At 66.9% G+C, this 21,077-nt stretch carries 24 protein-coding genes; 3 read left to right on the top strand and 21 right to left on the bottom strand.

All coding sequences use genetic code 11. The features are described 5' to 3' along the window. Window positions 1-154 precede the first annotated feature (154 nt). The 3 genes from FFS10_RS07330 to FFS10_RS07320 all read right to left on the bottom strand — a co-directional run bounded on the left by FFS10_RS07330 (window position 155) and on the right by FFS10_RS07320 (window position 1,881). A complete protein-coding gene (locus FFS10_RS07330) occupies window positions 155-433 on the bottom strand; it encodes a hypothetical protein (RefSeq protein ID WP_137893079.1) in 279 nt (92 codons plus the stop codon). Between the two features lie 101 nt (window positions 434-534). After that, window positions 535-1,119 (bottom strand): hypothetical protein, encoded by a 585-nt coding sequence (locus FFS10_RS07325; RefSeq protein ID WP_137893077.1) that lies wholly within the window; start codon window positions 1,117-1,119, stop codon window positions 535-537. A gap of 147 nt (window positions 1,120-1,266) precedes the next feature. Then, a complete protein-coding gene (locus FFS10_RS07320; RefSeq protein WP_137893075.1) occupies window positions 1,267-1,881 on the bottom strand; it encodes a hypothetical protein in 615 nt (204 codons plus the stop codon). A 376-nt stretch (window positions 1,882-2,257) separates the two neighbouring features. Between FFS10_RS07320 and FFS10_RS07315 the strand changes: the two genes are divergently transcribed. After that, window positions 2,258-2,587, top strand: a complete 330-nt coding sequence (locus FFS10_RS07315) for a type II toxin-antitoxin system PrlF family antitoxin (protein ID WP_137893073.1) — start codon at window positions 2,258-2,260, stop codon at window positions 2,585-2,587. Then, entirely contained in the window at window positions 2,584-3,090 is a 507-nt protein-coding gene (locus tag FFS10_RS07310; protein WP_137893072.1) for a type II toxin-antitoxin system YhaV family toxin, read from the top strand. The genes FFS10_RS07315 and FFS10_RS07310 overlap by 4 nt, the downstream gene beginning before the upstream one ends. 49 nt (window positions 3,091-3,139) lie before the next feature. Here the strand turns inward: FFS10_RS07310 and FFS10_RS07305 are convergent, their stop codons facing one another. The 18 genes from FFS10_RS07305 to rpmH all read right to left on the bottom strand — a co-directional run bounded on the left by FFS10_RS07305 (window position 3,140) and on the right by rpmH (window position 19,308). Continuing rightward, window positions 3,140-3,919 (bottom strand): SDR family oxidoreductase, encoded by a 780-nt coding sequence (locus tag FFS10_RS07305; protein WP_137893070.1) that lies wholly within the window; start codon window positions 3,917-3,919, stop codon window positions 3,140-3,142. A 15-nt stretch (window positions 3,920-3,934) separates the two neighbouring features. After that, window positions 3,935-5,407 carry an aldehyde dehydrogenase gene (locus FFS10_RS07300; protein ID WP_137893068.1) on the bottom strand — a complete coding sequence of 491 codons (1,473 nt, stop codon included), beginning with the start codon at window positions 5,405-5,407 and terminating at the stop codon, window positions 3,935-3,937. Window positions 5,408-5,425: 18 nt separating this feature from the next. Further along, complete coding sequence (locus tag FFS10_RS07295; protein WP_137893066.1) at window positions 5,426-6,226, bottom strand: aspartate dehydrogenase; 801 nt, start codon at window positions 6,224-6,226, stop codon at window positions 5,426-5,428. 2 nt (window positions 6,227-6,228) lie between these two features. After that, window positions 6,229-7,896, bottom strand: a complete 1,668-nt coding sequence (locus FFS10_RS07290) for a thiamine pyrophosphate-binding protein (RefSeq protein ID WP_137893064.1) — start codon at window positions 7,894-7,896, stop codon at window positions 6,229-6,231. Beyond that, window positions 7,893-8,708 carry an IclR family transcriptional regulator gene (locus tag FFS10_RS07285; protein ID WP_137893062.1) on the bottom strand — a complete coding sequence of 272 codons (816 nt, stop codon included), beginning with the start codon at window positions 8,706-8,708 and terminating at the stop codon, window positions 7,893-7,895. The genes FFS10_RS07290 and FFS10_RS07285 overlap by 4 nt, the downstream gene beginning before the upstream one ends. Next, window positions 8,705-9,529, bottom strand: coding sequence for an alpha/beta fold hydrolase (locus tag FFS10_RS07280; protein WP_137893059.1), 825 nt, complete (start codon window positions 9,527-9,529; stop codon window positions 8,705-8,707). The genes FFS10_RS07285 and FFS10_RS07280 overlap by 4 nt, the downstream gene beginning before the upstream one ends. 20 nt (window positions 9,530-9,549) lie before the next feature. Then, window positions 9,550-10,056, bottom strand: a complete 507-nt coding sequence (locus tag FFS10_RS07275) for a cupin domain-containing protein (protein ID WP_137893097.1) — start codon at window positions 10,054-10,056, stop codon at window positions 9,550-9,552. 122 nt (window positions 10,057-10,178) lie between these two features. Next, complete coding sequence (locus tag FFS10_RS07270; RefSeq protein WP_137893058.1) at window positions 10,179-10,955, bottom strand: SDR family oxidoreductase; 777 nt, start codon at window positions 10,953-10,955, stop codon at window positions 10,179-10,181. Between the two features lie 2 nt (window positions 10,956-10,957). After that, on the bottom strand, window positions 10,958-11,743 hold the full coding sequence (locus FFS10_RS07265) for an ABC transporter permease (protein ID WP_212744098.1): 786 nt from the start codon (window positions 11,741-11,743) through the stop codon (window positions 10,958-10,960). A 27-nt stretch (window positions 11,744-11,770) separates the two neighbouring features. Beyond that, a complete protein-coding gene (locus FFS10_RS07260; protein ID WP_137893056.1) occupies window positions 11,771-12,784 on the bottom strand; it encodes an ABC transporter substrate-binding protein in 1,014 nt (337 codons plus the stop codon). 46 nt (window positions 12,785-12,830) lie between these two features. Beyond that, window positions 12,831-13,694, bottom strand: a complete 864-nt coding sequence (locus FFS10_RS07255) for an ABC transporter ATP-binding protein (RefSeq protein ID WP_137893054.1) — start codon at window positions 13,692-13,694, stop codon at window positions 12,831-12,833. Between the two features lie 242 nt (window positions 13,695-13,936). Next, a complete protein-coding gene (locus tag FFS10_RS07250; protein ID WP_137893052.1) occupies window positions 13,937-14,524 on the bottom strand; it encodes a PIN domain-containing protein in 588 nt (195 codons plus the stop codon). Window positions 14,525-14,537: 13 nt separating this feature from the next. Then, on the bottom strand, window positions 14,538-15,005 hold the full coding sequence (locus FFS10_RS07245; protein WP_137893050.1) for an excisionase family DNA-binding protein: 468 nt from the start codon (window positions 15,003-15,005) through the stop codon (window positions 14,538-14,540). A 239-nt stretch (window positions 15,006-15,244) separates the two neighbouring features. Beyond that, complete coding sequence (gene mnmE, locus FFS10_RS07240; protein WP_137893093.1) at window positions 15,245-16,675, bottom strand: tRNA uridine-5-carboxymethylaminomethyl(34) synthesis GTPase MnmE; 1,431 nt, start codon at window positions 16,673-16,675, stop codon at window positions 15,245-15,247. 39 nt (window positions 16,676-16,714) lie between these two features. Continuing rightward, the gene (gene yidC, locus FFS10_RS07235) at window positions 16,715-18,418 is read right to left on the bottom strand and encodes a membrane protein insertase YidC (protein WP_137893048.1); all 1,704 of its coding nucleotides are present in this window, start codon (window positions 18,416-18,418) and stop codon (window positions 16,715-16,717) included. Continuing rightward, window positions 18,415-18,687, bottom strand: a complete 273-nt coding sequence (yidD, locus tag FFS10_RS07230; RefSeq protein ID WP_137893046.1) for a membrane protein insertion efficiency factor YidD — start codon at window positions 18,685-18,687, stop codon at window positions 18,415-18,417. Before yidD ends, yidC begins: the two co-directional genes overlap by 4 nt. Beyond that, window positions 18,684-19,118 (bottom strand): ribonuclease P protein component, encoded by a 435-nt coding sequence (locus FFS10_RS07225; RefSeq protein WP_137893044.1) that lies wholly within the window; start codon window positions 19,116-19,118, stop codon window positions 18,684-18,686. The genes yidD and FFS10_RS07225 overlap by 4 nt, the downstream gene beginning before the upstream one ends. A gap of 55 nt (window positions 19,119-19,173) precedes the next feature. Next, on the bottom strand, window positions 19,174-19,308 hold the full coding sequence (gene rpmH, locus FFS10_RS07220; RefSeq protein WP_005798102.1) for a 50S ribosomal protein L34: 135 nt from the start codon (window positions 19,306-19,308) through the stop codon (window positions 19,174-19,176). Between the two features lie 328 nt (window positions 19,309-19,636). Between rpmH and dnaA the strand changes: the two genes are divergently transcribed. Then, window positions 19,637-21,049 (top strand): chromosomal replication initiator protein DnaA, encoded by a 1,413-nt coding sequence (gene dnaA, locus FFS10_RS07215; protein ID WP_137893042.1) that lies wholly within the window; start codon window positions 19,637-19,639, stop codon window positions 21,047-21,049. The last annotated feature ends 28 nt before the right edge of the window (window positions 21,050-21,077 follow it).

The raw sequence follows: 21,077 nt of genomic DNA, 5'->3' as shown, positions 1-21,077 counted from the left end.
GGACTCGATCAGGACGCTGCGCCTTCAGTTGAGCGTCGCACTCGCAGGCGCCCTGGGACATTGCCCGCATTGCGCCGCGGTTAGCGTCCGACTACGTTTGTGACACAGTAAGATTAGGCATCAAAAGCATCGAGGAACACCATTTGATTTGCGCCTATCCCTCATCGTCACGACGATCATAGGCGTTCGGGTACTTGTTCGCTCCAGAGGCTTTCAGAACTGCCTCACGGGCACTATCATTATTCCGCCTGTAAGGCAGCGTGACGAAGAAGTAACTGGCGAGCAGTGCGCCAATGGTTAGCCACCAACTCTCCCATTTCATATACATGATCACAGCAACCAAGCTCGCGATAATCCACCCGAGTTCTTCGGCAACCCCGAGTTTATGAAATTCGATTTCCGAACGCTTTTCTAGCTCAGAGATATCATCCATAAAAGGAAGCCTAACTGTTGCTCGACTTGTTTGGACGCCCGTTTAGTTTGGCATGAAGATGGATGCTCTCCAACCTGCCGGGGGATGCCCTCTCAATAAGGTTAGATTTCACTGGGGCTGAGCATGTGTTCGGTACGCAAGAACGTTCTGAGGCCAGTCTCGAGTCGCTGCTTCACGCCCATAATGCTTGCAAAGGCTTCTCGCTTATCGTTGTGATATTTGTCATCGTAGAGGTCGCGCTTCATCACGTCCTTAAAGGCGTTGAAGGCGGCAATTCCCTCATCGTGCAGTTCGAGTAATGAGGCCGAGAGCAGAAGACGAGCAGTTCCTTCAAGGGAGCTCATCTGCTCGCGATACCGATCAAGATTTTCCCAGAAGGTTTCTTTTGTGCGCACGATCGTGCCGTCGTCATGGCGATGCGCATCTTGGTTTGTCGCGTTCTGGCAGATACGATAGTGCCGATAAAAAGCAGAGTAGTAGGCGAGCAGAAGGTCTAGGTGCTTGCTATAAGCGGACTCTCGGAGCTTCAGTTCATGACCAAGATCCGCAAGCCTTTCGCTGAACCTAGCTGCCTCACGCTGAAGCGTTCGCTTTGCGAATAGGTCACTGATGTAGTGCGTCAGCGCAGCGACGACGACAGCCCAGCCGCCCAATGCTCCCAGTGCAGCTATGACGAGGGTTGCCAAGTTCTCCAGATGTGTAGGCATACTGATAGTGTGGAACGTAAAACTTGAACGTATGAGCTCAGCCGAAGTCAACTGGCGGCAGAAGACAACGTGCCCCCCGAGAAGCGGTAAGCCGGTAAAGGTCCGCTCGAAATGTTAGGCCTCATGTCAAACGTAGCCTGTACGATGAAGGGTGTAGCTTCGATGGGTCTTTGTCGGATTGAGGCGCTCCATACCCTGTGCATCGATCCAGCCGCCTTTCACCTCGAGTAGAGTACCTACAGGAGTGCGAAGGCCGTCTCGGGATATCGCTTCGCGCTCCCAAGGCTCGTACACGATGCCCTCGTCACCCTCGTCCGTGTCGGACTCGGTTTCCTTGATCCATGTCTTTGCTTGTTTTGCCCGTAGCGACCGTTGCAGCAGGTCACGCGGAGCTTTCGTGCACCGAGCCAAGGCACACATTAGTTCGGATTCATGCTGGTCGATGAGGAATCGGTCCGCTTGCTCGCCAGCGGTTTCGGATCGGGCGTACTGCCCACGTATCCCTACAGGAGCGTTGTAAAACGCGTCGTAGATTGGCTTCGGTACCGAAAGCAAGACGGATGCACGATTGCAGCCAGCTAGCGTGGCCGTCTGAAATGGCTCCCATTCTGCACTGACTACCACTGAACTCTCAGCGATTTGACAAGCGATCTCGGAAAAGGAACTCCAAGCCAACAGCGCTTGTACGCGTTGAACCGGAACTGTGGAGGCGTAATGCCAAGCTTCTACCATCGTGTTCATTAGGCCCAACATAATGTACGTCCATCTTCAAGCGCTGGCTATAACTGGCACCTTGCGTCGGGCATTTTCCTGCGACGTAGGTCAACCGACCGCTATGCGGCACACGCCCCTACGACGGCAATGGGCACTTCGCCGTCTGGTCCCCAGCGGAGGTATCCATATCCCTCCACACTCCCCAAATCGCGGCATGCTACTGCGCGTACACCTTGGTAGTGCCCAACCTTGGCGGGAGTGGTTGCTGCGTCAGCGTGGAAACCAAGTCGCCCTCCGAAACTCCGGATAGGATGGCAACAATCGCCAGCAATGCATTTGCATTGACTTGACAAGGCGATTGCATTACCATGCACGACAATCCCTTCTTTGACCGGAGAGCGTCATGCCCGCCACCCTTGAAGTCGAATCCACGCTGACCGACCGTTACCAGACCACGGTGCCGGAAACCGTGCGCCGTGCCCTCCGGCTGGGTAAGCGCGACAAGATCCACTACACGATCCGCCCAAGCGGCGAAGTTGTGTTGACGCGGGCCGAGTCATCCGAGGGTGGCGACCCGGTGCTCGGTCAGTTCCTGGGCTTCCTGGCCCGCGACATCGCCCAGCATCCGGAGCGCCTGCAGGTCATCGACGCCAACTTCGTGCTGCGCCTTCAATTGCTGACCGGCGGCATCGAAGTTGATCTTGATCTCCCCCTGTCGGCGGACGATGAATGAGCGCGAGCAAGCTCGCACCCTTGGTCATTCATGGCTGGACGGTGTTCGCGCACCCCTTGTTCCTTGCACAAATTGAAGCTTTGGCCCAGCAGGTCGAGGCGTTCAGGCAAAAGGACCCCGTCGGGTACGTGAAGAAGAACGCCAACAAGCGACTGGCGGCGATCACCAAACTGGCGTTCGATGTCATCCCGCAAGACCCGACACGGCCGGAGTACCGCCAAGGCAACACCCTCGGCGAAGATCACAAGCACTGGTTCCGGGCCAAGTTCTTCCAGCAACACCGGCTGTTCTTCCGCTACCACGCGCAAGCCAAGGTGATCGTGTTCGCCTGGGTCAACGACGAGGACACCAAGCGCGCCTACGAGAGCAGCGACGACGCCTACCGGGTGTTCCGCAAGATGTTGGAAAGCGGCCATCCTCCGGACGACTGGAGCCAATTGCTGGCCGAGGCACGCGCCGAGTGCCAGCGCCTGCAGTTGTTCGCTACAGGCATTGCACCGTGAGGCTTGGCTCAGCCGGCGCGCTGGCGCGACGCAAGCACGCCAGCCTGAATCAAAACACCCCCGGAAACGACCCCCCGTCCATCAGCAGGTTCTGTCCGTTGATGTAGCCCGCATGCGCGCTGCACAGGTAGGCGCAGGTGTGGCCCAGCTCGTCGGGCTGGCCGAAGCGGTGGGCCGGGTGCTTGGCCAGGCGCGCGGCGCGCACCTCTTCGACCGAGCGGCCCTCGCGCTGGGCCTGGGCCGCGAAGTTGCCGGCCAGGCGCTGGGTGTCGAAGGTGCCGGGCAGCAGGTTGTTGATGGTCACGCCGCGCGCCACGGTGCTGCGCGCCAGGCCCGCGACGAAGCCGGTCAGGCCGCTGCGCGCGCCGACCGACAGGCCGAGGCCGTCCACCGGCGACTTCACCGCGCTCGAGGTGATGTTGACGATGCGGCCGAAGCCGCGCGCCAGCATGCCGTCCAGCGTGGCCTTGATCAGCTCGATCGGCGCCAGCATGTTGGCGTCGATCGCGCGCAGCCAGGCCTCGCGGTCCCAGTGGCGGAAGTCGCCGGGCGGCGGGCCACCGGCGTTGGTGACCAGGATGTCGAACTCGGGGTGGGCCGCGAAGATGCGCGCGCGCCCTTCCTCGCTGGCCACGTCGGCCGCCACCCAGGCCACCGGGCCAGTGCCCAGGGCCGCGAGCTCGGCCGCGGCCTCGCGCAGCGGCCCTTCGGTGCGGGCCACGATGACCAGCTGCGCGCCTTCGCGCACCAGCGCCTTGGCGCAGGCGTAGCCCAGACCGCTGCTGGCGCCGCAGACCAGCGCCTTCTTTCCGGCAATGCCGAGATCCATGGCGTGCCCTTTCACTCAGCTGTTGGCCCAGGGCATGGGCGACTCGTTCAGGCCCCAGTAGAAGCTCTTCTGGCTGCAGTACTCGAGGATGCCCAGGCGCCCTTTTTCCTGGCCGTAGCCGCTCATCTTGACGCCCGTGAACGGCGTGCTGATCGAGAACAGCTTGTAGGTGTTGACCCAGACCGTGCCGGTCTGCAGCGCGCGGCCTATGCGCCAGGCGTTCTTGAAGTCGCGCGTCCAGATGCCCGAGGCCAGGCCGAACATGTTGTCGTTGCACTGGGCGATCAGGTCGGCCTCGTCCTTCCAGGGCAAGAGGGCCAGCACCGGGCCGAAGATCTCCTCCTGGCACATGCGCGCGCTGTTGGGCAGGCCCTCGAACACGGTGGGCAGGTAGTAGCTGCCGGCGTCGTAGAAGCCGCCCGTGGGGCGCTCGCCGCCGCATAGCACGCGGCCGCCTTCCTCGCGGCCCAGCTGCACGTAGCGCTCCACGCTGGCGCGGTGGGCCAGGTTGACCAGCGGGCCCATCTGCGTGTCCTCGCGCGCGGGGTCGCCCACGCGCAGGCGCTGCACGCCCTCGAGCAGGCGGGCCTTGAATTCCTTGTAGAGGCTCTCGTGCACGAAGGCGCGCGAGCCGGCGATGCAGGACTCGCCCGAGCTGCTGAAGATGCCGTAGAGCACGCCGGCCACGGCATGGTCCAGGTCGGCGTCGGGCATCACGATGGTGGGCGACTTGCCGCCCAGCTCCAGCGAGGTCGGCATCAGCTTTTCCGCGGCCAGGCGCTGTATCCCTAAGCCGACATTGGTGCCGCCGGTGAAGGCGATGCGCTTGATCAGCGGGTGCTTGACCAGGGCGTCGCCGACGATGGAGCCCTTGCCGGGCAGCACGCTGACGATGCCGTCGGGCACGCCGGCCTGCTGGCAGATCCTGGCGAGCTCGATGGCCATGCGCGGCGTGATCTCGGCCGGCTTGAACACCACGGCGCAGCCGGCGGCCAGGGCCGGCGCGAGCTTCTGCGCCTCGCTGGCGATCGGGCTGTTCCAGGGCGTGATGGCGCCGACCACGCCCAGCGGCTCGTGCACGCTCATGCTCAGGTAGTCGCCGCGCGCGGGGGTGATCTGGTCTTCCCAGGTCTCGGCGGCGGCGCCGAAGAACTGGAAGGTGCCGGCGGCGCTGGCCACCAGGGCCCGGCATTCCTTGATCGGCTTGCCGTTGTCCAGGCGCTGCAGCTGGGCCAGCTCCTCGCCGCGCTCGCGTATGCCCTGGGCGATGCGGTAGAGGATGGCGGCGCGCTCGTGGTGCTTGAGGCGGGCCCATTCGGGGCGCTGGCGCGCCTGCTCGGCGGCCTGCACGGCCTCGTCGACATCGGCCGCGGTGGCGGCGTGCAGGCGGGCCACGGTGCTGCCGTCGTGCGGGTACTCGGTCGCGTACTCGGGGCCGGAGGCGTCGCGCCAGCAGCCGGCGATCAGGGTCTGGAGTTTCTCGGTCATGGCGGGCTCAGCCTAGGGTTAGAGGGTCAGCGCGGACACGCGGTTGTGCAGGAAGCGCAGCGCGGACAGCACCGTGAGCGCCGAGGTCTTGGGGTTGTCGGCCAGGGGCTTGCCGCGCATGGTGATGCGCATCTCGCCGAAGGCGCCGCGCGCCTCGATCTCGTGGATGTTCTCGCTGACCTGGGGGTCGGCCAGCAGGCGCACGCGCGTCTGGTCCAGGCCCAGGCCGGCAAGCGAAACCGTGGCCGCCACGTTGGCGTTCTTGGGGTACAGGCGCGCGGCCTCGCGCGCCGTGGCCTCGAGGATCACCGTGGGCTCCTTGAGCCCGGCCAGGTCGTGGGTCAGCTCGGCCGGCGTGCCGCGCCAGCTCTCGGCCGGCTTGCGGCCGGTGTAGACCACCTCGCTCAGGCCCGCCAGGCGGGCCGCGGCGATCGCGTCCACGCCTCCGATGGCGCCGGCCAGCAGATGGGCCTGGGTGCCGCCCTGCTCGGCCGCGTCGGCCAGTTGCTCGGGCAGGCCGGCCTCGGCCAGCGCGCCCACCGAGAGCACGGCGCATTCGACGCCGCGCGCCAGGGCCGGCAGCACATGCTCGGTCAGCGCGGCGTGGCCCGCGCATTCGAGCAGCAGCTGCGTGTGCTCGGGCACCTGCGAGCCGACGACGGCCGCTTCGCCCGCGAAAGCCTGGGCCTCGGCCACATGGGCCTCGGGCACGACAATGTGGCTGATCTTCAGGCCGGGCAGGCCGGCCGCGCGCTGGAACACCGAGCGGCCGATGGCACCGAAGCCGACCAGGGTCACTTGTTGGACAGGGCGCGACATGCTCAGTCCTTCTTCAAAATGGGGCCGGCGAAACGCGCCGAGAACGGGCCCCAGGCGTTCATGTCGACCTCGACCACCACCGGGCCGCGGGCCGCGAAGGCCGCGCTCAGCACCTCCTTGGTCTGGCTGGGGTCGGCGAGCTTGAAATGCCTGACCTTGAGGCTGGCGCAGAACTGCGCGAAGTCGGGCGTGTGCAGCTCCACATAGCAGTGGCGGCTGCCGTAGATGTCGTCCTGGATGTTCTTGATCACGCCGTAGCGGCTGTCGTTCATCAGCAGCACCACGAGGTCGGCCCTCTCCTGCGCCGCGCAGGCCAGCTCGCCCACGTTGAGCATGAAGCCGCCGTCGCCGGCCAGGGCCACGGTCTTGCGGCCCAGTTCGTGCTCGGTGTCGGCCACGGCCGTGCCTATGGCCATGGCCAGGCCCTGGCCTATGCCGCCGCCCAGGGCGTGCACGCCGGCGCGCGGGTGGTCCAGCACCGGAGCGCGGTTGCCCCACATGCTGTTGGACAGGGTGATGTCGCGCACCCACCAGAGCTTCTTGCCGGCCACCTCGGCCAGGGTGTTCTTGAGCTTGACGTAATTGCCCAGCGTGCCGTCGACCAGGCTGGCGGCCTCGGCGCGTGCGCGGGCCACATCGGCCACCAGCCCGGGGTCGACGCGCATGCGGCCTTCCAGGCGGTCGGCCAGCGCGTCCAGGCTCAGCTGGGCGTCGCCCTGGATGAAGCAGTCGCTCTGGTAGCCGCGGTTCTCTGCCAGCGCGTTGGCGTCGATGCGGTACAGGGCCTTGGGCAGCCTGAGCTTGTAGCTCAGCGTCTCGTTGCTGCGCAGGCGCGAGCCCACGACCAGCATGGCGTCGCAGCTCTCGTAGAGCTCCTCGGCGGGCTTTTGCAGGTTGTACGAGCCCAGCGAGGCCGGATGGTCCTCGGGCAGGATGCCGCGGCCCTGGACCGAGGTCACCACGCCCCAGCCCAGCTTGACCAGGCGCTCGACCGCCGCGCTGGCGCCGCGCGCGCCGCCGCCCAGCCACAGCAGCGGGCGGCGCGCGCCGGCCAGGCGCTCGGCCAGGGCGTCGAGCGCCGCGGCGCTGGGCACCAGGGGCGGCACGGCCAGCGGCGCGAGGTCGGCCGGCAGGTCCAGCAGCATCTTCTGCACGTCGATCGGGATCTCGATGCTCACAGGCCCGCAGGGCGGCGTGTGGGCCAGGCGCACGGCCTCGCGCAGCGTGGCCAGCGCGGTCTCGGGGTTGCGGATGCGGAAGGCCTCCTTGCCCACGGCCTTGAGCATGGCCAGCTGGGCCGGGTGCTCGTGGATGTAGCCGAGGTCGCGGTCCAGGTAGGGCGACTCGATCTGGCCGGTCAGGTGCAGGAGCGGCGTGCCGGCCGTGATGGCCTCGACCATGGCGCCCGCGGCGTTGCCGCAGCCGGTGCCGGTGCTGGTGACGCAGACGCCGAGCCCGCCCGTCACGCGGGCATAGGCGTCGGCCATGTTGCAAGCCCCAGCCTCGCCCCTGGCGGACACGAAGCGGATCTTCTCGCGCCGGTGGAACGCGTCGAGGATGGGCATGTTGTGAATGGAGATCACGCCGAAGGCGGCGCGAACCCCGCACTGCTCGAGGAAGCGGGCAGCGAGTTCGCCAACAGTGATGCGGGTGGGGCTTGAGTGTGTCATGCGGCGATCTTTTCTGAGGGGTTTGGCCAGCCGGCGCGCTGAGGCAGGTGGCTGATGCGTTGGGTCAATTGGGCGGCGGCCTGCTGCACCTGGGGCACCAGCTGGGCGGCCTGTTCGGGCGACACCTGCTGGGCCGGCACGGTGATGCTGATGGCGGCGACCACCTCGTGGCTGTCGTTGAACACGGGCGCCGCGATGGTGGAGATGCCGGTCTCGAAGCCGCCCTGGCTGATGCCATAGCCGTTGGCGCGGTCCTGGTCGATCTGGGCCTTGAGCTGGGCCAGGGTGGTGGGCGTCTTGGGCGTGTAGCTGGGCAGCGGGGTCTCGGGGTAGAGCTGGGACAGGGCCGCCATGTCGAGGTCGGCCAGCAGCAGGCGGCCCAGCACGGTGGCATGGGCCGGCAGGCGCGCGCCGACCTGGATCGAGTGGAACAGCGCGCTGCGGCCCGCGGCCTTGGCCACGAACACCACCTCGCGGCCGTCGCGCACCACCAGGTGGGCCGAGTAGCCCGTCAGGTCGCGCAGCTCGTCGATCACCGGGCGGCCATGCTCGGTCAGCTCCATCGAGGCCAGGTACTCGAAGCCCAGGCGCAGCACGCCTATGCTGAGCTTGTAGTTGGGGCTGTCGGGCACGCGCTCGACATAGCCCATCTGCTCCAGGGTCTGCAGCAGGCGGAACACCGAGGCGCGCGGCACCTCGAGGCGGCGCGAGAGCTCGGCACCGGTGAGCTGCGGCTCCTGGCGGGTGAAGCAGCCCAGCAGCTGCAGGCCCCGGGCCAGTCCGGGAACAAGGTAACGGTCGTCGGTGCTCATGGATAGTCCTCACGCTCAAGCAAACGGTTGATCAGATCCGCAGCTTCGAGGGCGCAGGCGTGTCCCACGGGCCCGAGGGAGACGTAGGGCGCGCCCGCCTGGCGGGCCAGGGCCTCGCAAGCCGGGGCTGGCGTGATGGTATCGGCTGCGCCGCTGGCCACGAGCAGGGGGCCGCGCCAGGCGCCCAGCAGGCCGGCCAGGTCGGCGCCGGCCAGCATCTGCGCGGCCTGGGTGTAGCCGGCCGGGTCGATCTGGGCCATGAGTTGCTTGACATAGGCCACCAGGGCCGGGTCGGCGGTGGGCGAGAGCATGGCCGCGCCGCGCTTGTCCGCCATGCCCTGGGGGCCCAGCTCGCGCAGGTTCGCGAGGCGGTCGGCGAGCTTGCTCTCGCGCAGCGCAGGCTCGGCCCGGCCATAGCCCAGGGCCGGCGAGAGCAGCGCCAGGCGCTGGACGCGCTCGGGGCGCTGGACCGCGGCGGCGGCGGCCATCAGGGCGCCCAGCGAATGGCCGACCAGGGTCAGCGGCGCGGGGGGCAGATCCAGCGCGTCCAGCCATTGCCAGACGCGGCGCCCATAGTCCTGCGCCTGCGGCTGGTCCATGGGCAGGGGCTCGCTCTGGCCATAGCCGGGCGCCTCCCAGGCCAGCACGGTGTGCGCGGCCTTCAAGGCCTCGAGCTGGCGCAGCCAGCTGCCCGAGGCCGAGCCGATGCCATGCAGCAGCACCCGCACTGGGCCCTGGCCGGCGCGCCGGTAGGCGATGGCGCCGCCTTGCGTGGCCACGCGCTGGACGGGAAACTGCAGGGACAGCTCGCAGAGGTTCATGGGCGTGAGGGCAGCAGGGTTCAGCCGAGGTTGCGCTTGATCTGGGTCAGCGGCGAATCGGGCGGGTAGACCGGGGTGATGGGCTTGGGCGAACCCAGCATCACGCACATCAGCGCGTCCTCGTCGCCGATGTTGTGCTCCTCGCGGTAGACGCCGGGCGGCACCGAGATCAGGTCGCGCTCGCCGAGCACGGCCTCCCAGCGCTGGCCGTCCTTCTCGCAGACCACCTTCATGGCGCCGCGCATCACGAAGAACACCTCTTCCACGTCGTAATGGATGTGCGAGGGGCCGATGTTGCCGGCCGGGATCACCATGGTGGAGAAGGTGAAGTGCGCCGAGGGCACGGTGTTGCTGTCCTTGGACACGCCGGTGCCGCCGGTGCCCACGTAGCGCATCTGGGCGCGGCGGTAGGTCGGATCGTAGTCGGCCTGGAACTTCAGCGCGTCCCAGTCGTAGCTGCGGCTGGACTTGCGCGCCACGCGGCTTTCCATCCACTGCGCAAAGCTCTGGCCCTCGGCCTGCATCATGGACTTCTGGATCTCGGCCTCGGGCGGGATCAGCGCGTCGTGCAGGCCGCGCTCGTTGAACTGGGGCTCGTTGGCGGCGAGGTTCGGTTTGTTCATCGTTTTCTCCGTTAGGTGAAAGGGTTTCAGTTCATGACGAAGCCGCCGTTGACCGGCAGCAGCTGGCCGGTCACGAAGGCGCTGCCGTCCGACAGCAGGAACAGCACGGCGGCCACCACGTCCTCGGGCAGCTGGGCGCGCGTGAGCGCGCGGCCCTCGGCGTAGAAGCGGTGCCGGGCCTCGGGCACGTAGGCGGTGGCCTCGACCAGGGTCAGGCCCGGCGCCACCGCGTTGACGGTGATCGCATCGGGGCCGAGCTCGCGCGCCATGGCGCGCGTCATGGAAATCACCGCGCCCTTGCTGGCCACGTAGGCCATCAGGCGCGGCGCGCCCCACAGGGCGGTGTCCGAGGCGATGTTGACCACGCGCCCGCGCCCGCCGGCCTTGAACCAGGGCTGGGCCGCCACGGTGGCCAGCCAGGTGCCGCGCACGTTGACCGACATGACCTGGTCCCAGGTCTCGACCGCGATCTCGTCCATGGCCTTGCCGCCCGAGTTGGTGATGGCGCCGTTGTTGACCAGGCCGTCCAGCCCGCCCAGCCATTCGCCGGCCTGGGCCGTGGCGGCGCGGATCGAGTCCGGGTCGGACAGGTCCATGGGGAAATAGCGCGCGGCCTCGGGCTGTTGTTCGTTCAGGGCCTGGGCCAGCTGCTCGCCGCGCTCGTGCAGCACGTCGCTCAGGGCCACGCGGGCGCCGGCGGCCACGCAGGCGCGGGCGAAGGCTTCGCCGAGCCCGCGCGCGGCGCCGGTGATCAGCACGCGGCGGCCGGCCAGAGAGATGGGGGTGGAGTGGGTGTGGCTCATGTTCAGTTCATCCGCGCAGTGGCCTTGGGCAGGTAGTGCAGCACGCGGGCCTCGGCCAGCACCACGGCGTAGTAGGCGACGATGCCGATCACGGTGAGCGCGCCTATCACCACGAACACGCCGGCCGTGTTGCCCTGGCCCTCGAAGAACACCAGCAGGTAGCCCAGGCCCATGTTGCCGCCCACCAGCTCGCCCACCACCACGCCGATCACGGCCAGGGTGCTGGCGATGCGCAGGCCCGAGAACAGGGCCGGCAGCGTGGTCGGGTACTCGACCATGCGGAACACCTGCAGGCGCGTGGCCGAGAAGGAGCGCGCCAGGTTGATCATGTCGGCGTCCATGGTGCGCATGGAAGACAGCACGTTGATCAGCACCGGGAAGAACACGATCAGGATGGCGACCAGGATCTTGGGGTAGACGGTGTAGCCCAGCCACATCACGAACAGCGGCGCGAAGGCCACCTTGGGCGCGATCTGCAACGCCAGCAGGTAGGGCGAGAGCACGGACTCGACCTTGGGCGACAGGCCCAGGGCGTAGCCGATCAGCGCGCCCAGCAGCGAGCCGAGCACGAAGCCGACCACCACCTCCAGCGTGGTGATGCCGGCGTGCCAGAGCAGCTTCTCGCCGCTCCAGATGCGACCGGCTTCCTCGGCCACGCGCGAGAGATGGGGCAGCACGAAGTCGGGCACGCCGATCGCGCCGGGGCCGAACTCCCAGACCCCCAGGAAGACGACGAGGACCAGCAGGCTCCAGAGCGCCGTGCTGTAGCGCTGCAGCATTTCGTTCATGATGGACAGACCTTCGGAGATGCGCGCTTACTTGGCGGACACGAACTGGTTGGTGTAGAGGTCCTTGAGCGGTACCTCGCGCGGCACGATGCCGTTGCTCACGTAGAACTTCTGCAGCTCGGCCAGGCGCTGCTCGTCCATCTGGCCCGGCAGCTTCTGGTTGGCGTAGACGTACTTGTTGTACATCTCGAAGGTCTTCTCTATCGTGGCTTCCTTGCCCTTGTGCGCCGTGACATGGGCGGCATAGGCCTTGGCCGCCTCCCTGGGGTTGGCCATGATGTCCTTCATGCCCTTGAGCGTGGCGCGCACCAGCTTCTGCACCAGCTGCGGGTTCTTCTGTATGGTCTCGTCCGAGACCAGGATGCCCTGGGCCATGCTCTTGAAGTAGACGTCGGCCGGGATGATCGTGACCTTGGCGCCGGCCTCCATGGCGTTGACGGTCCAGTCGGGCGTGGAGGCCATGGCCGTGGCCTTCCTGTTCACGAACAGCTGCCACACGCCGGCCGGGCCCGCGGCCTGGATGTCCAGGTCGTTCTTGCTCAGGCCCGACTTGCTGAGCATGCCCAGCAGGGCGTAGTAGGTGGTGTCGGTGTAGGCCAGGGTGGTGACGGTCTTGCCCTTGAGCTCGCGCGGGCTCTCGATCTTCGCGTCCTCGTGGCTGACCAGCTGCATCAGCGAGCCCGCGCCGATCACGGCCACGGCCTTGACCGGGATGCCCTGGGCGCGCGCGATGATGGGCGTGTCGCCGATCGCGCCGCCGATCACCGCGTTGCCCGCGCCGACCTGCTTGGCCACGTCCACGCCGCCGCGGCCGGTGACGAAGCTCACCTTCAGGCCTTCCTGCTCGTAGTAGCCCTTGGCCTGCGCCAGCATCCAGGGACCGAAGGCCGGCAGCGTGCCCGGCGCGGGCAGCAGGTAGGTCACCTCCTGCAGCTGGGCCTGGGCCAGCCCGGGCAGGGCCAGCAGGGCGGCGGCACCAGCCGCGAGGCAGGCGCGGCGCGTGCCACTCAGGGAACGGACGAGGGAGGCGTGCAGGGTCATGGCTTACTCCGGGTTGCGGGGGCGGGATGGGGAAGTGGCGCCGTGCTCAGTGCACGTCGGTATGCGCGTCGAGCTTGAGCAGGTCCATCAGGCGCGACACGTAGCCGCCCACCTCGGGGTGCTTGCGGCGCTGCATGGGCTTGTCGCGGTCGGGGATGTCGACCTCGATCTCCTCGACGATGGTGCCGGGCCGCTCGCTCATGACCAGGATGCGGTCGGACAGCGCCACGGCCTCGGCCAGGTCGTGGGTGATGAAGAGCACGGTCTTGCCGTGGGCGGCCACGGTCTGGGCCAGGTCCTGCTGCAGGATCATCTTGGTCTGCGCGTCCAGGGCCGAGAAGGGCTCGTCCATCAGCAGCACCAGCGGGTCCACCGCCAGGGTGCGCGCCATGGCGGCGCGCTGGCGCATGCCACCCGAGAGCTGGTGCGGGTAGCTGTGGCCGAAGCCCTTGAGGTGGCATTGCGCCAGCAGGCGCTCGGAGACCGCGCGGCGCTCGGCGGCCTTGACGCCGCGCAGCTCCAGGCCGAACTCCACGTTCTGCGAAATCGTGCGCCAGGGCATCAGCAGGTCCTTCTGCAGCATGAAGGCCACATGCTTGTTGGGGCCGGTCACCGGCTCGCCGTTGACCAGCACCCGGCCGGCCGAGGGCTTGGCCAGGCCCGAGCCCATGTTCAGCAGCGTGCTCTTGCCGCAGCCCGAGGGGCCGATCAGCGACACCACCTCGCCGGGCTGTATGGCCAGATTCACGTTGCGCGCCGCCAGCACCTCCTGGGCCCGCCCGCGGGCCGGAAAGCGCTTGTCCACGCCCATGAATTCGATCGCGGGAACGCCCGCGGACTGGCCGGCCGCGGCACCGGACGGGCGCTGGGAATCGGAGACCGTCCCGGCGGGCGCGCTGACATTGCTCATGACTCTCATTTGACCTCGTCCGTTTAGCTAATGAAACGTTGATTCACTTAGGAAGCAGTATTCTCCCACGCTTGAACAGCGTCAACCTTTACCCGAGCGGGGAAGGTGGTTATTTCGATGCAGGATGTGAAAAAGGGCCGCAATACCGCGCCGGATCTTGCGCCTGGCAGATACCGGCGATCACTTGGACACCAACTTGGGTGCGGTTAGGAATCGTCAAGCTAACCGGTCAAGGAATCGGCTCAAATGAGTTCGCTAGCTTGTCTGAGAACGTGGGCCGTTTCTACCAAGCCGTATTTCGCCTCCAAGGTTTCGGCGAAGTGGTCTGGCGTAAAGGTTGGATTCCTAAGCCTTGCGCGCATCGCTTTGAACGCGGGCAGTACTCTCAACGGCTCCAGGTCCAGTTGAGCAACCAGGAATGAGTCCGGATGGAGAATTTCGATCCCCAACGGGGCAACTACGGCAGCGGGAAAGTCCTTGAGGTTGACAGTGACGATGCAGTCGGCGTGTCCTGCAATAGCAGCTGCAAGCACGTGACGATCGTCCGGGTCAGGCAGTCCCTCAATACAGGGTTCCAAGGGCTGCCAAGCTTCGGCGGGAACTTCCCAGTCCGGACAGGCGTCGTGCATGGCATCCCGACGGGTATCGAAGGAGCCCTGAGGGACGCCACGTTGCTGAGCAAGATTGCGAGTCCACTCATCGTCGATGCGGGCAGTCCATCTGGCTGCGTAGATGCCGGTGCCAGCCACGCTCATCAATGCGTCGCAGACGGCGATGGGATAGAGAACGCAGGCATCCAGCAATGCCGTGTAGCGCGGGTGCCCAGCCATTCAAGTCAAGCCGTCAGTATTCAAGTCCCAGCTCGCGTGCGTTCTCCGCCATCCTGTCCAGCGCTGCTTGCTGGCGGGCACGCATTGCCTTGGCGTACGTGAGCAAGTCCTCGAACAAGATGCGTCGGTGAGAGCCCACCATCCTATGGGGCAGACGACCTTCGGCAATTTCCTTGATCACAAACGGGCGCGAGACGTTCAGGAAGTTGGCCGCTTCGACAGTGGAAAGCTCCTGCTTCTCATGAAGCAGAACGACAGGCTGGCGTTGGGCCATCAAACCCAGCACCTTGCCGATAACCCGCAGCGCCTGAGGTGGCACTGACACCGTGGGACCCTCGCCTTCATCGCTCACCACAGTAATCGATGCCGCACGGGAATGATCCAGGGATTCCATGATGACCCTCTGAGCAGTCCGAGCCATCTCCACCTCATCGGCGCTGAGGTCAGGGGGGACCAGCCTTTCCCGGTCGATCGTTGTCATTGCTCTCTCCTTGCTCGTCAGTGCTACATGTGCACCGCGGCTTATGTTTTCCAAGCTCGGAATCCAAGTATAGGATGCAAGTGAAATAAATGCAGCACATGAAGCATATGTCCTTGAGTGGGCACCGTTCACAGGGAAGCTCGCTCGGGCCAGGCTCGGAGGCCTCCAGACGACCACAAACCTTTTCGTCGAACGCCGCGCCATTCAAGAATGGGCACTAGACGTTCTTGGAAGTCGGGCTACTTCCCTATGCAGAACTGCGAAAAAATCACGCCCAGCAGGTCGTCCGACGTGAACTCGCCGGTGATGTCGCCCAGGGCGTTCTGGGCCAGGCGCAGCTCCTCGGCCAGCAGGTCCAGCGCGGCGGCCTGGGCCGCCAAGTGGGCTGCGGCCAGGTCCAGGTGCTCGGCCACGCGGCGCAGGGCCTGGACATGGCGCTCGCGCGCGATGAACAGGCCCTCGGCGGCCGACTGCCAGCCGGCCAGGGCCAGCAGGCGCTGGCGCAGCGCCTCAAGGCCCTCGCCGGTGCGCGCCGAGAGGGTCAGGCCGCCGAGCGGCACGGCGGCACCGGGCGCGGCGTCGTGCTTGTTCCAGCAGTCGAGCACCGGCACGCGCGCCGGCAGCTTCTCGGCCAGGGTGCGCGCGATGGCTTCGTCGGCCGCGCGGTAGTCGGGCAGGCTGCTGCGCGTGAGGTCGTGCAGGAACAGCACGGCGTCGGCCGCCTCGATCTGGCCCCAGGCGCGCGCGATGCCTATCTTCTCGACCTCGTCGACCTCGGGCAGGCCGCTTTCGCGCAGGCCGGCCGTGTCGATCACGTGCAGCGGCACGCCCGCTATCTGTATGGTCTGCTGCACCACGTCGCGCGTGGTGCCGGCGATAGCCGTGACGATGGCGAGCTCGGCGCCGGCCAGGGCGTTGAGCAGCGAGCTCTTGCCGGCGTTGGGCTGGCCCGCGATCACCACCTTGATGCCCTCGCGCAGCAGCGCACCCTGGCGCGCGCGCGCCATGACCTGGGCCAGGCGGTCCTGCAGCCGCGCCAGCTGGCCCCGGGCGTCGGCCTGCTGCAGGAAGTCGATCTCCTCCTCGGGGAAGTCCAGCGTGGCCTCGACCAGCATGCGCAGGTGGACCAGGGCGTCGCGCAGCCCATGGATCTCGCGCGAGAACTCGCCCGACAGCGAGCGGCTGGCGCTGCGCGCCGCGGCCTCGGTGCTGGCGTCGATCAGGTCGGCGATGGCCTCGGCCTGGGCCAGGTCGATCTTGCCGTTGAGGAAGGCGCGCTCGCTGAACTCGCCGGGCTGGGCCAGGCGCAGGCCCTGCAGGCCCGCCAGGCGCGGCCGGCCGCTGGCGGCATCGGCCTCGGCGCCCGCCGCCAGGCAGCGCGCCAGCAGCAGCTGCAGCACCACGGGGCCGCCGTGCGCCTGCAGCTCCAGCACGTCCTCGCCGGTGTAGGAATGCGGGGCCGGAAAGTGGATCGCCAGGCCCTGGTCGATCGTCGAGCCGTCGGCGTCGCGGAACGCCAGGTAGCTGGCCTCGCGGGGCTTGAGCGCGCGGCCGCAGACCGCCTGGACGATGGCCGAGATGTCCTTGCCCGAGACGCGCACGATGCCCACCGCGCCGCGCCCGGGGGCGGTGGCGATGGCGGCGATGGGGTCATGGTGGCGGGCCAGCATGGGGTGCAAAGACAAGGGCCGCTCGAAGCGGCCCCGGGTTTACTTGAACTTCGGCAGGTTGAACTGCGGCGGCACGCCCATGCGCGTGTTGATCAGCCACTGCTGGGCGATCGACAGGATGTTGTTGGTCAGCCAGTACAGCACCAGGCCGGCCGGGAAGAAGAAGAACATCACGCTGAACACCAGCGGCATGATCCACATCATCTTGGCCTGCATGGGGTCGGGCGGGGCCGGGTTCAGCGCAGTCTGCAGCAGGGTGGTCAGGGTCATGACCAGGGGCAGGATGAAGAAGGGATCGGGCGCGGACAGGTCGCGCACCCAGCCTATCCAGGGCGCGTTGCGCATCTCGACGCTGGACAGCAGCACCCAGTAGAGCGCGATGAACACCGGAATCTGGATCACGATGGGAAAGCACCCGCCCATGGGGTTGACCTTCTCCTCGCGGTAGATGCGCATCATCTCCTGCTGCATCTGCTGCGGCTTGTCCTTCAGGCGCTCGCGCATCTCCATGATGCGCGGGTTGATGGCCTTCATCTTGGCCATGCTGGCGTAGGCCTTGGCGTTGAGCCAGTAGAAGGCGATCTTGAGCAGCACCACCAGCGCCACGATGGCCCAGCCCCAGTTGTGCAGCAGGCCGTAGAGCTTGTCCAGCAGCCAGTACAGCGGCTTGGCCAGGATGGTCAGCCAGCCGTAGTCCTTGACCAGCTCCAGGCCCGGCGCCAGCGACTCCAGCATCTTCTCTTCCTGCGGACCGACGAACAGCTTCGCCTCGACGGCCTTGGACTGGCCCGGGGCGATCTCGGCCAGCGGCGTGATCATGCCGGCGGCGTAAAGGTTGTTGTCCACCTTGCGCAGGAAGTTCTCGCGCTGCACGCCGTCGCCCAGCAGCCAGGCGCTGGCGAAGTAATGCTGCACCATGGCCACATAGCCGTTGGGCGAGCTCTTGTCGATCTCGGCCTTGTTCTTCTCGATGTCGCTGAACTCGACCTTGTGGTATTTCTTGGCGTCGGTGTAGATGGCCGGGCCGGTGAAGGTGGAGTAGAACGAGGACTCGCCGGCCGGCTTGTTGCCGTCGCGCACCAGCTGCAGGTAGAGCTGCGGCGACACGGGGGCCGCGCCGGTGTTCACCACCTCGTGGCGCACGGCCATGGCGTAGCTGCCGCGCTTGAGGCTGTAGGTCTTGACCAGCTTGACGCCGCCCAGGTCGGCCGACTCGAACTTCACGCTGAGCTCGTCGCTGCCGTCCTTGAGCGCGCGCTCGCCGCTGAACTTCATGGGCGTCTTGTGCGTGGGGAAGGCACCGCCGATCAGGCCGGTCTGGGCCAGGTAGACGCGCTCCTGGCTCTCGTCCAGCAGCACGAAGGGCTTGCTGCGGTCGGCCAGGTCGTTGTGGCGCACGAACTCGGCGCGCACCAGCGAGCCGCCCTCGGTGTCGAAGCTCAGCTTGAGCACGTCGGTGCTGACCGCTATGCGCTCGCGCGGGATCGCCGGGGCGGGCGTGGTGGCGGTGGCTGTGGTGGCCGGCACCTGGGCCAGCGGCGAGGTGGTAGCGGCAGAGGGCACGCTGGCCGCGCCGGCCGGCGCGGAAGCGGCGCCGCCGGGGGCCGCGGCCGTCACGGCCGGCGGGGTGGGCGAGGGGAAAAAGGTCGCCTTGTGCCCGTTGTAGACCTGCCACTGGTCCCACAGCAGAACCATGGAGAAACCAAAAATCACCCACAGGATGGTGCGGCGGATATCGTTCATGAAGACTTCTTCTGGAAGGTGGGGGAAAGCAGCCGGCTCAACAGCCTGGGCGGATGCTCGGGCACCGGGTCGCAGCCACCGGCGCACCAGGGCTGGCAGCGCGCCAGGCGGCGCAGCGTCAGGTAGCTGCCGGCCGCGGCGCCATGGCGCTCGAGCGCTTCGAGCGCATAGACCGAGCAGGTGGGCTCGAAGCGGCAGTCCGAACCCAGCCAGGGGCTCAGCAGCAGGCGGTAGCCGCGCACCAGGCCGGCCAGCAGGCGTGCGATCATGGGGCCACCCCGGCGGCCGGCCGCGCGGCGCGGGCGAACAGCTGCTCGAGCTCGCCGCGCACCGCGCGCTTGAGCGGCTCGGACTTGGCGCTGACGAACTCGGCGCGGTCGAAGCCCGCGCGCAGCCGCACCACATGGGCGGCCAGCGGCAGGCGCGAGGCGAAGGCCGCGCTCACGGCGTAGATCTGGCGCTTGATGGTGTTGCGCGTCACGGCGCGGCGCGCCCAGCGCTTGGGCACCAGGGCCCCCAGCCAGACATCTTGAACGACAAACAGGGCCTGCGGTCGATGCGACCCAGGCCCTGAAGGCGTTTCGCTGGCGGGAGGCGATGCGTTCAGCGCCGCGCGGTGCAGGACGAAGTGCGCGGTGCGTGACACCGTGCCGCCGGCCATGACCGCCTGGAACTGCGAACGCGTTTTCAGCCGCTGCACGGTACCGCCCTGCGCAGACAAGGCACAAGGCCCGCCGGAGTCCGCAGGTGCGGACTCAGACGGCCAGACGCTTGCGGCCCTTGGCGCGACGCGCGTTGATGACGGCACGGCCGCCGCGGGTCTTCATGCGGACCAGGAAGCCGTGGGTACGGGCGCGGCGCGTCTTGGAGGGCTGGTAAGTGCGTTTCATGATCTAGGTTCCTCTGGGGGTACGACGGGTTCTATGGCGGCATGATGGCCCTGCTCTGCTCTGGCTAGGCCCTTCTGGACGAAGCCGGTAGCAGCCCTCGGCCCTCTACCCCCATGCCCTGGGCCGACTGCCCAGGAAAATTTGTCCCGGATTTCTCGGGAAACCCGCGATTATCACAAATTTTCGCCGCCTCGGCAATGCTGGGGGCCTCGGCGCGGCGCAGGCGCCACATCGGCGCCGGCCACCCTTTCCCGTGTGGATAAATTCTTGATAATTTAGAATCGCCGGTCGCGTACATTCGAAATATCCACAGAAGCCTATAACCATAATGTCCGATGGATTCCATGCCAGCCCGGCAGCCTCAGCGGCCGCCGGCGCGGGACAAAGCCTGTGGCAGGCCTGCGTCGACCAGCTCGCGCAGGAGCTGCCCGAGCAGCAGTTCAACACCTGGATCAAGCCGCTGACGGCCCAGGTCACCGAAGACTTCTCCAAGGTCACCGTTTTCGTCGCCAACCGCTTCAAGCTGGACTGGGTGCGTGCCCAGTACGCCGGGCGCATCGCCGGCCTGCTGGAAAAGCTCTACGGCCAGCCGGTGCAACTTGAGTTAGCCCTCACTCCGCGTGAGGGCCCCGTCAAGACTTATGCCGCGCCGCGCCCGCCGAGCTTCGAAGCGCCCACCGAAGCGGCCGAGCCCGACACCGAACCGGTGGCCAACGGCTTCAAGAGCCGGCTCAACACGGCCCTGACCTTCGACACCCTGGTCGAGGGCACGGCCAACCGCATGGCGCGCGCCGCCGCCATGCACGTGGCCGGCATGCCGGGCCAGCTCTACAACCCGCTGTTCATCTACGGCGGCGTGGGCCTGGGCAAGACCCACCTGGTGCACGCGGTCGGCAACAAGCTGCTGGCCGACCGCCCCGACGCCAAAGTTCTCTACATCCACGCCGAGCAGTTCGTGTCGGATGTGGTCAAGGCCTACCAGCGCAAGACTTTCGACGAGTTCAAGGAGCGCTACCACTCGCTGGACCTGCTGCTGATCGACGACGTGCAGTTCTTCGCCAACAAGGACCGCACCCAGGAGGAGTTCTTCAACGCCTTCGAGGCGCTGCTGGCCAAGAAGTCGCACATCGTGATGACCAGCGACACCTACCCCAAGGGCCTGGCCGACATCCACGAGCGCCTGGTCTCGCGCTTCGACTCGGGCCTCACGGTGGCGATCGAGCCGCCCGAGCTCGAGATGCGCGTGGCCATCCTGATCAACAAGGCGCGCGCCGAGGGCGCCGAGATGCCCGAGGAAGTGGCCTTCTTCGTCGCCAAGAACGTGCGCTCCAACGTGCGCGAGCTCGAGGGCGCGCTGCGCAAGATCCTGGCCTATTCGCGCTTCAACCAGAAGGAAATCTCGATCCAGCTGGCACGCGAGGCGCTGCGCGACCTGCTGTCGATCCAGAACCGGCAGATCAGCGTGGAGAACATCCAGAAGACGGTGGCCGACTACTACAAGATCAAGGTCGCCGACATGTACTCCAAGAAGCGCCCGGCCAGCATCGCGCGGCCGCGCCAGATCGCCATGTACCTGGCCAAGGAGCTGACGCAAAAGAGCCTGCCCGAGATCGGCGAGCTGTTCGGCGGGCGCGACCACACGACGGTGCTGCACGCGGTGCGCAAGATCTCCGCCGAGCGCCAGCAGCTGACCGAGCTGAACCAGCAGCTGCACGTGCTGGAGCAGACGCTCAAGGGCTGATGAAAAAGGCGAAAATGGCGGATTGGGC

The organism is Ramlibacter sp. 2FC, assembly GCF_005503345.1.
Lineage (GTDB): Bacteria > Pseudomonadota > Gammaproteobacteria > Burkholderiales > Burkholderiaceae_C > SCMQ01.
The sequence above is the reverse complement of the archived record's forward strand: the minus strand, read 5'-3'. Positions and strand labels throughout refer to the sequence as shown.

Bases quoted from the DNA above. Each gene is read 5' to 3' on its own strand.
- FFS10_RS07285 (WP_137893062.1), bottom strand. From the start codon at position 8,708: ATGAGCACCGACGACCGTTACCTTGTTCCCGGACTGGCCCGGGGCCTG.
- FFS10_RS07320 (WP_137893075.1), bottom strand. From the start codon at position 1,881: ATGAACACGATGGTAGAAGCTTGGCATTACGCCTCCACAGTTCCGGTT.
- yidC (WP_137893048.1), bottom strand. From the start codon at position 18,418: ATGAACGATATCCGCCGCACCATCCTGTGGGTGATTTTTGGTTTCTCC.
- FFS10_RS07250 (WP_137893052.1), bottom strand. From the start codon at position 14,524: ATGGCTGGGCACCCGCGCTACACGGCATTGCTGGATGCCTGCGTTCTC.
- FFS10_RS07255 (WP_137893054.1), bottom strand. From the start codon at position 13,694: ATGAGCAATGTCAGCGCGCCCGCCGGGACGGTCTCCGATTCCCAGCGC.
- rpmH (WP_005798102.1), bottom strand. From the start codon at position 19,308: ATGAAACGCACTTACCAGCCCTCCAAGACGCGCCGCGCCCGTACCCAC.
- FFS10_RS07295 (WP_137893066.1), bottom strand. From the start codon at position 6,226: ATGTCGCGCCCTGTCCAACAAGTGACCCTGGTCGGCTTCGGTGCCATC.
- FFS10_RS07260 (WP_137893056.1), bottom strand. From the start codon at position 12,784: ATGACCCTGCACGCCTCCCTCGTCCGTTCCCTGAGTGGCACGCGCCGC.
- FFS10_RS07265 (WP_212744098.1), bottom strand. From the start codon at position 11,743: ATGAACGAAATGCTGCAGCGCTACAGCACGGCGCTCTGGAGCCTGCTG.
- FFS10_RS07290 (WP_137893064.1), bottom strand. From the start codon at position 7,896: ATGACACACTCAAGCCCCACCCGCATCACTGTTGGCGAACTCGCTGCC.
- yidD (WP_137893046.1), bottom strand. From the start codon at position 18,687: ATGATCGCACGCCTGCTGGCCGGCCTGGTGCGCGGCTACCGCCTGCTG.
- FFS10_RS07330 (WP_137893079.1), bottom strand. From the start codon at position 433: ATGGATGATATCTCTGAGCTAGAAAAGCGTTCGGAAATCGAATTTCAT.
- FFS10_RS07310 (WP_137893072.1), top strand. From the start codon at position 2,584: ATGAGCGCGAGCAAGCTCGCACCCTTGGTCATTCATGGCTGGACGGTG.
- FFS10_RS07305 (WP_137893070.1), bottom strand. From the start codon at position 3,919: ATGGATCTCGGCATTGCCGGAAAGAAGGCGCTGGTCTGCGGCGCCAGC.
- FFS10_RS07315 (WP_137893073.1), top strand. From the start codon at position 2,258: ATGCCCGCCACCCTTGAAGTCGAATCCACGCTGACCGACCGTTACCAG.
- dnaA (WP_137893042.1), top strand. From the start codon at position 19,637: ATGTCCGATGGATTCCATGCCAGCCCGGCAGCCTCAGCGGCCGCCGGC.
- FFS10_RS07280 (WP_137893059.1), bottom strand. From the start codon at position 9,529: ATGAACCTCTGCGAGCTGTCCCTGCAGTTTCCCGTCCAGCGCGTGGCC.
- FFS10_RS07275 (WP_137893097.1), bottom strand. From the start codon at position 10,056: ATGATGCAGGCCGAGGGCCAGAGCTTTGCGCAGTGGATGGAAAGCCGC.
- FFS10_RS07270 (WP_137893058.1), bottom strand. From the start codon at position 10,955: ATGAGCCACACCCACTCCACCCCCATCTCTCTGGCCGGCCGCCGCGTG.
- FFS10_RS07245 (WP_137893050.1), bottom strand. From the start codon at position 15,005: ATGACAACGATCGACCGGGAAAGGCTGGTCCCCCCTGACCTCAGCGCC.
- FFS10_RS07300 (WP_137893068.1), bottom strand. From the start codon at position 5,407: ATGACCGAGAAACTCCAGACCCTGATCGCCGGCTGCTGGCGCGACGCC.
- mnmE (WP_137893093.1), bottom strand. From the start codon at position 16,675: ATGCTGGCCCGCCACCATGACCCCATCGCCGCCATCGCCACCGCCCCC.